The following is a 13166-nucleotide window of genomic DNA, read 5'->3' as shown; positions in this document are numbered from 1 at the left end:
TGCTGTGCTGTACTCTCATATGGACTACCTCCAGCTAATTTTTATTGTATATTGTTTAGCCTGTAAGTGTCCAAGGTGATTAGGGGGCTTTATAGTAAGGTGTCAACAGGTGCCAACTTAACTGGAAAACCTACAGCTAATTTCGAAGAATTAGCTGTTTTGAGACAATTAACTGGAAAACCTGTAGCTAATTCGGAGGGTTTGAGCCATTTCAGTAAAAAAGCGTGAAATTAGCTGGAGTTTTTCCATCTAATTCACTCCGACCGCCCAAACAAGCCTAATTAACTGTAGCAAATCCAGTTAATTGAGCAGAATATGGAGATTGTTGAGAAGTCGATGGAAAGGTTGCCAATTCAAAGATAAGATACGACACTTACGTCGGATAAATTAGGATAATGGATATAATAACAAGCATATATCCCTCAAAAAAGGAATTGAATCCAAGATCGCAAACTAATCTGGTTTTTCAACCGTTTCATATTTTGAGCCTTTCTTAAATCTATCAGCATGTCATGGACGAATAAGTTTAATTGGTATAAAATCTATATAAAGTTAAATTATTACAAATGATAGTGTCACAAAAAGCAATATCTCATGTTTTTTGGAAGTAGGGGTACATACGGTTTGACTACAAGAACAAAATATATTTTAGTAACTCTGCTAAGTTTATTACTTATTACCGGTTGTTCAGAAGAAAAGCGAGAAAGAGTAAGCCTGCTTTCGAACAGATTAGTTTACTTTGAATGCCATGAGCATTACCGTTTCCGGTAGTGCTCTTTGTTGTTTCAAGGCTATATTCCCCTTTATCAGTAAACCTAATCGAACCTATAAGATCATTCGAATTGACCGTATACAACGAGCTATGATAAGTTCAAGTAAGAATAATTCTGATTATATTGGTAGGAATTGAATTTATGGATGCTACGAGGTGGAAATGGTGGAACTTCTAGTTACAAACAGTCCTTTTAATCAGGAGCAAGCGGAATTGCTGAACCGTCTGCTGCCTTCATTGACTGAAATTCAGCGTATATGGCTCAGCGGTTATTTGACGGCTGTGCAAGGGACGACGGCCGCTAATGCGGCTCTGACAGGAACGGTCTCTATAACAGGAACAAATACTGCGGGAAATACATTGGCGACAGCACAAGCTGTTCCCAAAGAGGTAACTGTATTGTTCGGGTCTCAAACCGGCAACAGCAACGGGTTGGCAAAGAAGCTTGGTAAACGTTTGGAGGAGCAGGGTTTTCAGGTTACGCTCACTTCAATGGGTGATTTCAAGCCGAACACGCTGAAGAAGGTTGAAAACCTGCTGATTGTCGTAAGTACGCATGGAGAAGGAGAACCGCCGGACAGCGCGATCGCTTTTTACGAGTTCTTGCATAGCAAAAGAGCGCCGCAATTGGACGGCCTGCGGTATTCGGTACTTGCGCTCGGCGATATGTCTTACGAATTCTTTTGCCAGACCGGCAAAGATTTCGATAAGCGTTTGGCGGAGCTCGGCGGTAAGCAGATCGTTCCGCGGGTCGACTGCGATGTTGATTTTGCAGAGCCGGCCGCGGAGTGGATGACTCAGGTACTCGGCGTACTGGCGGAGGGTGCGGGAAAAAATACTGCAGGTGCAGATGCTGCTTCAATTTCGGCAGTAAGTGCCGTAACAGGCAGTGATACAGAGGAGGAATACTCCCGAAGCCGCCCGTTCCAGGCCGAGGTACTGGAAAACCTGAACCTGAACGGCCGCGGCTCGGCCCGCGAAACGCGTCATGTGGAAATTTCGCTGGAGGGCTCGAATCTCCAGTACGAACCGGGTGACAGCCTTGGGATTTATCCGGAGAATCATCCCCGTCTTGTGGATGAGTTAATCGGTGCGATGGGTTGGAATGCGGAAGAGTCTGTCCCTGTCAGTAAAAACGGGGATAGCCAACATCTTCGCGAAGCGTTGTTACGTAATTTTGAAATCACGGTGTTGACCAAGCCGTTGCTTACCCAGGTGGCCGAGCTGACCGGAAATGCAGGTTTACAAGAACTTCTGCGTCCCGATAAAGCAGAAGAACTCAGGGCTTACCTTAATGAACGGGATTTGCTAGACTTGATACAAGATCACTCTCTCAGAGGCGTTCCGGCCAATCAATTCATCTCGATTTTGCGCAAAATTCCACCGCGGTTATATTCGATCGCCAGCAGTCTAAAGGCAACTCCGGATGAGGTGCATATTACCGTTCGGGCGGTGCGATACGAAGCTAACGGACGTAACCGTTACGGCGTATGTTCCGTGCAATTAGCCGAACGTCTGGAGCCAGGTGCCTCACTGCCGGTATTCATTCAGCACAATCCGAACTTCAAACTCCCCGAAAATCCGGATACCCCGGTCATTATGATCGGTCCCGGGACGGGCGTAGCCCCATTTAGGGCGTTCCTCAGCGAACGTGAAGAAACGGGAGCGCCAGGAAAGACCTGGTTGTTCTACGGAGATCAGCATTTCTCGAGCGATTTCCTGTATCAGATCGAATGGCAACGCTGGTTGAAAGAGGGCGTTCTTACCCGCATGGATGTAGCCTTTTCCCGCGATACGGATCAGAAGGTGTATGTACAACATCGGATGCTGGAGAAGAGCCGCGAGCTTTACGAATGGCTGCAAGAAGGCGCGATCATTTATGTTTGCGGTGATGAGAAAAAGATGGCCCATGACGTGCACGCAGCGCTAGCGACTATTCTAGAGCAGGAAGCCGGATTCAGTCCGGAGGAAGCTGCGGAATATTTGACCCGAATGCAGCAGCAAAAACGTTATCAGCGGGATGTCTATTAATTCGTAAGTACGATGAAGGTTGAAGCCCTTGACCCGCGAGAGGAGAAAGATACATGTCAGAAAACCATTTATTGTCGCCGAACAGTGCGCCGCACAGCGACGTGGAAGATATTAAAATCCGAAGCAATTATTTGCGCGGAAAGCTTGAAGAAGTGCTGGAGGACCGGATCACCGCCTCGATCCCGGAGGACGAAAACCGGCTGATGAAGTTTCATGGCAGCTATATGCAGGATGACCGCGACCTCCGCAATGAACGCAATAAACAAAAGCTGGAGCCGGCCTATCAATTTATGCTGCGGGTCCGAGCGCCGGGAGGCGTGGTGACTCCAGACCAATGGCTGATGATGGACCGGATCTCGCAGGCTTACGGAAACGGGACGATCCGTTTAACGACGCGTCAGTCTTTTCAATTGCACGGGGTCTTGAAATGGAATATGAAAAAGACGATTCAGGAAGTGCATCAATCTCTGCTAACTACGCTGGCGGCTTGCGGCGACGTTAACCGGAACGTGATGTGCAATCCAAATCCGCATCAATCGGAAATTCATGCCGAAGTATATCGTTGGGCGAGCCGGCTGAGCGAGCATCTGGAGCCGCAAACCAAGGCTTATCATGAAATTTGGCTGGACGGTGAAAAGGTCCTGGACAGCCAAGGGCAAGAAACCGAGGATAAACAGGAACCGATTTACGGCAAAGTGTATCTGCCCCGCAAATTCAAAATTGGTCTCGCAGTTCCGCCATCGAATGATGTAGACGTTTTTTCCCAGGATTTAGGTCTGATCGCGATCGTCGAAGACGGCAAGCTTAAAGGCTTTAATGTTGCGGTGGGCGGGGGCATGGGCATGACGCATGGGGATGTGAAAACCTATCCGCAGATCGCCCAGGTGATCGGCTTTTGTACACCGGAGCAAGTCATCGAGCTTACGGAGAAGACGGTAACGATCCAACGCGATTACGGGGACCGTTCGGTCCGCAAGCATGCCCGGTTCAAATATACGATCGACGACCGCGGAATCGACTGGTTCGTGGAGGAGCTTACCCGCCGTCTGGGATGGAGACTGGATGAGGCGAAGCCTTACCACTTCGAGGACCATGGCGACCGTTATGGCTGGGTCAAAGGAAACGGCGGCAAATGGCATTGTACTCTTTTTATCGAGAATGGCCGGATCAAGGATGAGGAAAATTATTTGCTGATGACCGGACTCAGGGAAATCGCTAAGGTGCATATCGGAGATTTCCGCTTGACGGCGAACCAGAACCTGATCATTTCGAATGTATCAACCGCAAAAAAGAAAAAGATCGATGAGCTTATCGCCCAATACGGGATTACTTCCGGGCAGCGGTATACCGCCCTTAAGCTCAACTCCATGGCTTGTGTGGCGCTTCCGACCTGCGGATTAGCCATGGCCGAATCCGAACGTTATCTGCCTTCGCTCTTGAACAAAGTGGAGCCGCTACTAGCGGAGAACGGCCTGCAGGATGATGAGGTCGTCATCCGGATGACCGGCTGCCCGAACGGATGCGCCAGACCGGCGCTGGCGGAACTTTCTTTTATCGGCAAGGCTCCGGGCAAATACAATATGTATCTCGGCGGCGGGTTTGCCGGAGAAAGACTGAACAAGCTGTACAAGGAAAACATCGGGGAACCGGAAATACTGGACTCTCTGCGGACTCTTTTTACCCATTATGCCCAAGAGCGACGTGAGGGCGAACATTTCGGGGACTTCACGATTCGCGCAGGTTATATTAAAGAAGTGACTTCAGGACAAGATTTTCATGCATAATCAACTATAGAATTATTAATGGACAAGAGCTTTTGCCGTTTACAGCGGTGAGGGCTCTTCTTTGGTTTACGGAAGTGTTTATCAGTCAAATATGAGGATTTTATCATTCAGCGGCGATTTTGTTAGAATAAGAGATAAGCTAAGATTAATGAAGACAGGGAGTCTGGAGGGAAATCAACTGGAAACCTACGCATGTTTGTATATTATCCGCGGGGAGCCGTACCAGCCCGGCACATGCTTTAATTTAAACGAAACGGAGACCGAGGTGGGCAGGGCGACGAAAGTTAACGCACCGGTTGTGGCATTCACCAACATCTTCATATCCCGGCGGCATTTGAGCATTCGGCTGGAGGGAGAGAAAGCGGTGCTCTATGATTTGGGAAGCCGGCACGGAAGCGAAGTCAATGGAGTCAGGGTCATTCCCCATGCCCCGTATGTACTCGAAAACAACGACAGGATTCACTTGGCGCGAGGAACCGTTATCCTGCATTTTTCTTACACATCTGGGGAGCAGACGTTGGAATTCGACTCGATCAAGGAAGCAACGGATACCGCGGAACGGGAGTCGGGGCATGTCGTCATTTTGTGGGAAAAGCGGGAGTGCCATATTGACGGCCGGAAAATTCCGATGTCGGAAAAAGAGTTTCTTCTGATTCGGCTGCTGCATGAGCATTCGAACCGGCTCGTCTCTATAGTAGAGATTAAGAATATCGTATGGCATGATCGGAGTCTTGGTGCAGACGGATTGCCGGATGTGTCGGCAGATGAAATCAGCGCCCTCATTTATCGGATTCGAAAGAAATATGGCAAGCATGCTTTTCAGATTACCGCTGTCCGCGGAAATGGCTATATTCTCGAGAACGACCTATTTACATAAGTCCGGAGCGGTAGTTAGGCCGAGTTTCAAATGGTGGAGGACGGTATGAAAAAATTGAAGCGATTGTTCAAGCGTAAGCGATTTTGGATTTTGGCAGGATTGATCCTGTTCATCTATTTAAACAATTCCTCGCTATTTGTCGGCGAACGCGATGGAGGTCCCAAATTGCTGGCCCACCGTGGTTTGGCTCAGACCTTCTCCATGGAAGGCATCGAGAACGACACATGTACGGCAGAGCGGATCTATGAGCCGGAACACCCTTACCTGGAAAATTCGATCGCCTCCATGGAAGCGGCTTTTAAGGCTGGGGCGGATATGGTGGAGCTTGACGTCAAGCCGACAAAAGACGGGCAATTTGCGGTGTTTCATGACTGGACGTTAGAGTGCCGTACGGAGGCGCAGGGGACGACGAAAGATTTTACAATGGCTGAGTTGAAGCTGCTGGACATCGGTTACGGTTATACGGCCGACGGAGGGAAAACCTACCCTTTCAGGGGCAAAGGGATTAATCTGATGCCTTCGTTGCCGGAGGTGCTGAAGCATTTTCCGGATCGATCGTTCTTGGTGCACATCAAAAGCAATGATGCGGAGGAAGGGGTTCAGTTGGCGCAGTATTTTGCGGATTTGTCTCCGGAAAAGCTGGAGCAATATACGGTGTATGGCGGCGACGAACCGGTTGCAGCATTGAAGGAAGCGCTGCCGGATCTTCGGGTCATGTCGAAAGCGACGCTGAAAAAGTGTCTGGTCTCCTACGAGGCGTCCGGCTGGACGGGATATATCCCGGCGGCCTGCCGGAACACGGAGTTGCATATTCCCGAGAAAATCGCCCCCTGGATCTGGGGCTGGCCGGATAAATTTCTATCCCGCATGGATCGCGCAAATACGCGGGTGATCGTTGTGGGGGGAGACGGCAGCGATTTTTCAAGCGGCTTTGACAGCCTGGAAGATGTGAAACGGCTTCCTTCCGGGTACAATGGTTGGATTTGGAGCAATCGGGTCGACCGGATTGCGTCGGTCAAGCAGAAATAAAAAAATTGAGCAAAAATTGAATATACGTTACTGCTTGACTATTGCGGACTTATCATGTAATTTAGGCAATACAACTTCTATAAACGAAAATGCTTTGACCAAGGCCCCATTGTACAAAATCGCCACTCAGAGAAGAAACCCCAGGCTGAAAGGTTTCCCGTAGCGATGTAACGATGATCCTACCTTGCGAGCAGCAACGAGCATGCCTTTTACTTGAGCCATTCAGCTTCGTTGCCGGCTTTAGCCGTTATCATTTTAAGGACCGTATCTCTTGCGGTCAAAACTAGGGTGGTACCACGACACATTCGTCCCTGACGGATGTGTCTTTTCTATTTTGCGAGGCATGTTGAAATGCCGAAGGGAGAGTTATGCCATGCGTCAAAGTAAATTACTGCTGAATACTTTACGGGAATCCCCTGGAGATGCCGAAACGGCCAGCCATCAGCTGCTGCTTCGCGCCGGCTTGATACGCCAGTTGGCTGCGGGAATATATACATATATGCCGCTCGGCAGACGGGTGCTTCGCAAAGCGGAGCAAATCGTGCGGGAAGAAATGGATCGTGCCGGAGCGCTGGAACTGCTGATGCCGGCGTTGCAGCCAGCAGAACTGTGGCAGGAATCCGGCCGGTACGAGGTGTATGGGCCGGAGCTGATGAGACTGTCCGACCGCCACGGACGAGAATTCGCTCTTGGACCTACGCATGAGGAAGTCATTACTACGCTGGTGAAACAGGAGATAAACTCTTACCGCAAATTGCCGGTAACTTTGTATCAAATCCAGACGAAATACCGGGACGAGCGGCGTCCGAGGTTCGGCTTGCTGCGGGGCCGGGAATTTCTGATGAAGGATGCCTATTCGTTTGATAAGGACTTTGAAGGGCTGGACCGGTCGTATTGGGAGATGTACCATGCATATCATCGGATATTTGAGCGCTGCGGAATGAATTTTCGCGCGGTTGAAGCGGATGCAGGGGCCATTGGCGGTGAAGGGGGAACCCACGAATTTATGGCACTGGCAGAAATCGGTGAGGATACCATTGCGGCTTGCACGTGCTGCGATTATGCAGCAAACCTTGAAAAGGCGGAGTCGGGCTCATCTTCCAAATTCATTATTGGAACCGGGACGGGAAATTTGGAAAAGCCGGAAAAGTTCCATACGCCTAACATCAAGACGATTGATCAACTTGTGGCATCGCTAGGAGTAAAGACAACGGAAATTCTAAAGACCATTGTGTTCGTGGCTGACGGTACGCTGGTGGCCGTCGTGATCCGGGGAGACCAGGAAATCAATGAATTGAAGGTGAAAAATTTCTTGGGGGCTGAAATGATCGAAATCGCCGATCCGGCGGACGTGCAGGCCTGGACCGGGGTTCCTGTCGGTTTCGTCGGCCCCCATGGGTTGAATCTTCCGATACTATTGGATCACACAGCTGCTGGGATGGAGCAAGGCATCGCGGGGGCGAATGAGCTGGATTATCATTACCGCCATCTTGTCCCGGCGCGGGACATGAAGCAGGCAAAAATCGGCGATTTTCGTACTGTGAAGGAAGGCGACCCATGCCCTAGATGTGAAGAAGGAACCTTGAAGTATTACCGTGGCATTGAGGTTGGGCATGTGTTCAAGCTTGGAACCAAATACAGCGCAAAATTGGGCGCAACTTATCTGGACGCTTCCGGTCAGGCCCAAAGTATGATCATGGGTTGTTACGGGATAGGAGTATCGCGTATTTTATCCGCAGTCATTGAGCAAAATCATGACGATAACGGGATTATCTGGCCGCTGGCATTGGCGCCGTATCAGGTGCATTTGATTCCGGTATCGCATAACGATGAGACTCAAATGCAGCTTGCGATGAATTTGTACAGGCTACTGCAAGAAAAGGGAATCGAAGTGTTGCTGGATGACCGCGATGAACGGGCCGGCGTAAAATTCAAAGATGCGGATCTGATCGGACTCCCTGCGAGGATCGTGATCGGCAAGGATGCCGGTCAGGGATGGGTTGAATTTGCTGAGCGTCGCACGCCTGGGATCAAAACAACGATCCCCGTTGAGGAAGTCTTGGAACGCATCAGGATGAACCTTGGACTGGCGCTTTTTCCATAGCTGCTATATAATCGTAAAGCGATCTTTGAATCGATTTATTCATCTCAAGTTTAGCGAGGTACATCACAATATGAATGCAATTGAAGTGAAGGATTTGCGCAAGACGTTCAAGGTTCAGAAGAACCGTGAAGGGTTGAAGGGCGCTTTTCTCGATTTGTTTAAACGGGAGTACAATGAAGTCGCCGCGGTGAAAGATATCTCTTTTAGAATTCCGCAAGGCGAAATTTGCGGATACATTGGCGAGAACGGGGCAGGTAAATCGACGACGATCAAAATGTTGACCGGGATTCTCGTACCAACGTCGGGCCATTTGTCGGTAGGGGGCTATGTCCCTTACGAGGAGCGCGAGAAGTTCGTGCAGCATATTGGCGTGGTATTCGGGCAGCGGAGCCAGCTGTGGTGGGATATCGGGGTGATCGAATCCTTCCAGTTGCTGCGTAAAGTTTACCGGGTGTCCGAGCAGGACTTCAAGCACCGGCTGGACGAGCTGGTGGAACGGCTGCAGTTGCAGGATTTGCTCAACCGCCCCGTGCGCAAGTTAAGTCTCGGCCAGCGGATGCGCTGTGAGCTTGTAGCAGCTCTACTGCACAATCCGTCGATCGTGTTTCTGGACGAGCCGACAATCGGACTGGATATCGTGGTCAAATCGGAAATCCGCGAGTTTCTGAAGGATATGAACCGGGAGCATGGGACAACAATTCTGCTGACGACCCACGATCTCCAGGATATTGAGGCGCTCTGTTCGCGCGTCATTATGCTGGACGATGGCCGGATTATCTATGACGGCGGACTGGAAGAATTGAAGAATCGCTGGGGCACCGGGCGGGAGGTGCAATTCCAGTTCGGTACCGGCACGAAGCTGGCTCAGCTTCAGAGTTGGACGGCGGGACTGCCGCTGGAATGGTCGGCGGACAATGATCTCGGCGCGAAAGTATGGATTCCGCTGGAGATTAACGTATCCGACGTGCTTGGACAGGTGGTCGGCAAAGCCGATATCACCGATATCAAAATCGTGGAAACGAACACGGATGATATCGTTCGCAGCATTTATCAATCCGGTTCGGCCGAAAAGAAAAACGGTGAAGCGGCGGTTCAACAGGACGAGGGCGTGGTGACCCATGTTTAACGGAACCAGCGCTTACTTGGACTTTATCCGGATCCGGTTTCTGACGATGCTCGCTTACCGGGTAAACTATTATACCGGAATTTTAATTTATACGTTGAATATTGGCGTTTATTATTTTACCTGGAAAGCGATCTATGGAGGCGGGGGAGAACTGGGGGGATTCACGGCCTCGCAGATGACGACGTATCTGGCCGTTTCGTGGATGGCCCGGGCGTTTTATTTTAACAATCTGGACCGCGAAATTTCGACAGATATCCGCGACGGGAGCATCGCAATTCAATTTATCCGGCCTTATAACTATATTATGGTGAAAATGATGCAAGGTTTCGGCGAAGGCTTGTTCCGGTTTATGTTGTTCATGATTCCCGGGATGGCGATCGCCATGCTGCTCTTTCCCGTCAAGCTTCCGACCGCGCCCGAAGCCTGGGCAGGTTTTCTGGTCATGTTATTCTTCAGCTTTCTGATCAATTCGCAGCTTAACGTGATTACCGGGTTAATGGCGTTCTTCGTGGAAAATAACGAGGGTTTTATGCGTATGAAGCGGGTCGTAGTCGACCTGTTTTCGGGATTGATTATTCCGATCAGCCTATTCCCGGGCTGGCTTGGCGATATTATGGGCTTTTTGCCCTTTCAGGCGATTACCTATCTCCCGGGTTCCGTGTTCACGGGCCGGATTCAAGGGGTAGGCATCTGGCAGGTGCTCGGGATCCAGGTTCTCTGGTTCGTCCTGCTGCTGATTCCGATGGTCTGGCTATACCGGATGTCGCGGAAGCGCCTGTTTGTGCAGGGAGGTTAAGGAAGATGAAATATTACTTGGGTCTCATCGTAGAATACTTGAAAAACTACATCAAAACCCGGATGACTTACCGGGCCGATTTCTGGGTTGAGGTCATCTCGGATCTGCTGTTTCAGGCGACGAATCTGATCTTTATCTTCGTAATCTTTATGCATACCGACAGTTTGGGTGGATGGAGCCAGGGCGAAGTCGTGTTCGTCTACGGATTTTTTATGGTGCCGTTCGGCGTGTTCAGCTGTTTCATAAATCTTTGGGGATTCAGCGAACGCTACATCGTCAAAGGCGAGATGGACCGGGTCATGACCCGACCGGCGCATAATTTGTTCCAGATTTTCCTTGAAAATGTCGATCCGCCTGCGCTAGTCGGCTCCATTATCGGGATCGTAATCATGGCGGTCAGCGGCTCTCAGTTGGGTCTGCCGTTTGAATGGTGGACCGTTCCCGCCATGCTAGTATTGACGATTAGCGCCGTGGCGATCTATACGGGCATTTACACCGCCCTGACGTCACTGTCCTTTTATTCCGACGCGCCGACAGGCATATTGCCGCTGATGTACAACGTCCAAGGTTACGGGCGATACCCTGTAACCATCTACAACCGGGCCATCCAGGTACTGCTTACCTGGATCCTGCCGTTCGCCTTCGTAGGCGTCTACCCGGCATCGCTGTTTCTCGAGCGCGAGGAGATGAGGAACATGGCGTTCCTCACCCCGCTCGTCGGCGGAGTTTTCCTGCTCATTGGACTGACCGCCTGGAATTATGGGGTAAGACGGTATCGTGGAGCCGGATCCTAAATAAGCTGGTTTCTATTAAGGATTAGATATTTTTGAGCCTTAGAAGGGAAGATCCTTCTAGGGCTTTTTTTGATGAAAGACTAGACCGGTCCCGAAAGATAGGGGCTATCTCCATTCATGATCACATTGTATAATTATGGAATGCGATTGGCCGAAAAACGCCTCAATCCAAGACAAGAGTTCTCTAGGCTGGGGCGTTACGTGGTTATATGAAGTATAGCGTTATATGACAGAACACTGGGGGATGAGCAATCATGCTAAATCCAATCACCCAAGTCTATTGGGTGGAGAGAAAGTTCGATCCATTATTGGAATCAAGTGACGATGATTCAATTAGAATTAGTTCATTGGATTCGGGACTCGAAGCTGAAGTGACCCGAATTAGCACCGATCATCAAAGTTATGTGCTCAAAGTTTGGAACCGGGACTCCAGGCCGGACATCGGCTATCAATACCGGTTGCTGGACACGCTTAACAACCGGGGGTTCTCCGTCTCAAAACCATACGGTTGGGGTTACGATCAAGACAAGAATCAGGTATTGTTAACCAGCTTTGACGGAAGTCCGATCGGGAAAATCAATCAAAAGATTCTTAAAACTCTAGCAAAAATGTTGATCAATATACATAGTATTCCATTAGAAGACTTGGATAGATGGCAGTTACACAAATATGATTTCATGACCTACTTTTACCCGACTGCTGAAGACCACCCCGATATAAAGGCTTTGTTAGTCCAATTACTTCAAAGCACTGACCTGAAACAAGATCGAATTATTCATGGTGATTATAATCTCGGAAATATATTGGAGGCGGAGGGGAAGTACACTATTATCGACTGGAGTAATATCCAGCTTGGAGATCCAAGATATGATATGGCCTGGTCGACGATTCTAATGAGAATCTATGTCGGTGAACGGTATGGTTCGCATTTTCTTTCGGCATTTTTAAGTGACTCTCCTTATTCAATAGAGGAGATGGAATTGTTTGAAGCGATTGCGTGCCTACGGTGGTTATTGTTGAATAGGATCGCTCCTGATCTTCCGAAAACGAAGGATACTTTATCCCGGGTAAAAATGATTTTGAAGAACAACCCGCATTTATCTGAAGAATTTCTTTAAAAATATGTTGAAAGAAAGATGGGGTTAATTATGCAGAGAAATTTGAAAGACGATATTATTTCCACTTCGGAAAGTTTTTCCACTAATTTCGCCGACAAGGGAAACTTTGATTTTAGTGTAGAAAGCCTGCAAGCCGTAGATGATATTCTGGAGGAATTGAGTGATTTTGAAATGGATGAAGAAATGTTGGATTCGGTATCTTCGATGGCAGGGTGTTATATTTTTGAGGTAGCAAGAAGAAATTTTGGCGGGGAGTATTTTTGGATCGAGAAAAAAGAGCAGCCGGTTCTGATCACGGGTGAACCTGATTTTTCAATTTCTTTATATGCTTTCGATAAAGTTAAGGGAAGAATAGAAAATGGAAAAGAGGATCATATTCCATTTTACTTTGACGGATTTATCAGTGCAGTTGAAAAGGGAAGAAGATCAAGTGGTTATTGCGCAACTATAGTCTAGTGTATCAAGCTATTCTGGAAATACCTGAATTTTGGGAGTATTTGAAAGATAATGAGGATTGCATTTTTTATACTGCCTTTCAAAATATCACTTCATTTTAGATGAAGTTGATGAATTTGTGGAGCATACCGTTTCGATAATCAAAGACAAAGCTGGGAATAACCTTGGCTTAATCCGCCTATGGAGGATGAATATGAACCGTTCCTATGAAAAACAATCCGTTGATAAAAAGTGGAAGGCTTTGCTAATAGTATTCGGTATCTGCGTATTTATTTATAT

General features: G+C 48.7%; 10 protein-coding genes. All 10 read left to right on the top strand.

The window, feature by feature from the left end; translation table 11 throughout:
• Positions 1-937 precede the first annotated feature (937 nt).
• The 10 genes from DFP94_RS07320 (at position 938) to DFP94_RS07275 (ending at position 12887) form a co-directional block, all read left to right on the top strand.
• Complete coding sequence (locus tag DFP94_RS07320) at positions 938-2803, top strand: assimilatory sulfite reductase (NADPH) flavoprotein subunit (protein WP_114495830.1); 1866 nt, start codon at positions 938-940, stop codon at positions 2801-2803.
• A 53-nt stretch (positions 2804-2856) separates the two neighbouring features.
• The gene (gene cysI / locus DFP94_RS07315; RefSeq protein ID WP_114495700.1) at positions 2857-4587 is read left to right on the top strand and encodes an assimilatory sulfite reductase (NADPH) hemoprotein subunit; all 1731 of its coding nucleotides are present in this window, start codon (positions 2857-2859) and stop codon (positions 4585-4587) included.
• A gap of 148 nt (positions 4588-4735) precedes the next feature.
• Positions 4736-5464, top strand: coding sequence for an FHA domain-containing protein (locus DFP94_RS07310; protein ID WP_245954548.1), 729 nt, complete (start codon positions 4736-4738; stop codon positions 5462-5464).
• Positions 5465-5509: 45 nt separating this feature from the next.
• Entirely contained in the window at positions 5510-6493 is a 984-nt protein-coding gene (locus DFP94_RS07305) for a glycerophosphodiester phosphodiesterase family protein (RefSeq protein WP_114495699.1), read from the top strand.
• 373 nt (positions 6494-6866) lie between these two features.
• Positions 6867-8597, top strand: coding sequence for a proline--tRNA ligase (locus DFP94_RS07300; protein ID WP_114495698.1), 1731 nt, complete (start codon positions 6867-6869; stop codon positions 8595-8597).
• A gap of 70 nt (positions 8598-8667) precedes the next feature.
• Complete coding sequence (locus DFP94_RS07295) at positions 8668-9723, top strand: ABC transporter ATP-binding protein (protein WP_114495697.1); 1056 nt, start codon at positions 8668-8670, stop codon at positions 9721-9723.
• Positions 9716-10519, top strand: coding sequence for an ABC transporter permease (locus DFP94_RS07290; protein ID WP_114495696.1), 804 nt, complete (start codon positions 9716-9718; stop codon positions 10517-10519). Before DFP94_RS07295 ends, DFP94_RS07290 begins: the two co-directional genes overlap by 8 nt.
• A 5-nt stretch (positions 10520-10524) precedes the next feature.
• Entirely contained in the window at positions 10525-11313 is a 789-nt protein-coding gene (locus DFP94_RS07285) for an ABC transporter permease (RefSeq protein ID WP_114495695.1), read from the top strand.
• Between the two features lie 254 nt (positions 11314-11567).
• On the top strand, positions 11568-12431 hold the full coding sequence (locus tag DFP94_RS07280; RefSeq protein WP_114495694.1) for a phosphotransferase family protein: 864 nt from the start codon (positions 11568-11570) through the stop codon (positions 12429-12431).
• A 30-nt stretch (positions 12432-12461) separates the two neighbouring features.
• A complete protein-coding gene (locus DFP94_RS07275; protein ID WP_114495693.1) occupies positions 12462-12887 on the top strand; it encodes a hypothetical protein in 426 nt (141 codons plus the stop codon).
• The last annotated feature ends 279 nt before the right edge of the window (positions 12888-13166 follow it).

Origin of the sequence: Fontibacillus phaseoli (assembly GCF_003337355.1) — a bacterium.
GTDB lineage: Bacteria > Bacillota > Bacilli > Paenibacillales > Paenibacillaceae > Fontibacillus > Fontibacillus phaseoli.
The sequence above is the reverse complement of the archived record's forward strand: the minus strand, read 5'-3'. Positions and strand labels throughout refer to the sequence as shown.

What these genes read in the sequence shown, in the direction of transcription:
- cysI (WP_114495700.1), top strand. Translation starts at nt 2,857, where the DNA reads ATGTCAGAAAACCATTTATTGTCGCCGAACAGTGCGCCGCACAGCGAC.
- DFP94_RS07310 (WP_245954548.1), top strand. Translation starts at nt 4,736, where the DNA reads ATGAAGACAGGGAGTCTGGAGGGAAATCAACTGGAAACCTACGCATGT.
- DFP94_RS07305 (WP_114495699.1), top strand. Translation starts at nt 5,510, where the DNA reads ATGAAAAAATTGAAGCGATTGTTCAAGCGTAAGCGATTTTGGATTTTG.
- DFP94_RS07300 (WP_114495698.1), top strand. Translation starts at nt 6,867, where the DNA reads ATGCGTCAAAGTAAATTACTGCTGAATACTTTACGGGAATCCCCTGGA.
- DFP94_RS07295 (WP_114495697.1), top strand. Translation starts at nt 8,668, where the DNA reads ATGAATGCAATTGAAGTGAAGGATTTGCGCAAGACGTTCAAGGTTCAG.
- DFP94_RS07290 (WP_114495696.1), top strand. Translation starts at nt 9,716, where the DNA reads ATGTTTAACGGAACCAGCGCTTACTTGGACTTTATCCGGATCCGGTTT.
- DFP94_RS07285 (WP_114495695.1), top strand. Translation starts at nt 10,525, where the DNA reads ATGAAATATTACTTGGGTCTCATCGTAGAATACTTGAAAAACTACATC.
- DFP94_RS07280 (WP_114495694.1), top strand. Translation starts at nt 11,568, where the DNA reads ATGCTAAATCCAATCACCCAAGTCTATTGGGTGGAGAGAAAGTTCGAT.
- DFP94_RS07275 (WP_114495693.1), top strand. Translation starts at nt 12,462, where the DNA reads ATGCAGAGAAATTTGAAAGACGATATTATTTCCACTTCGGAAAGTTTT.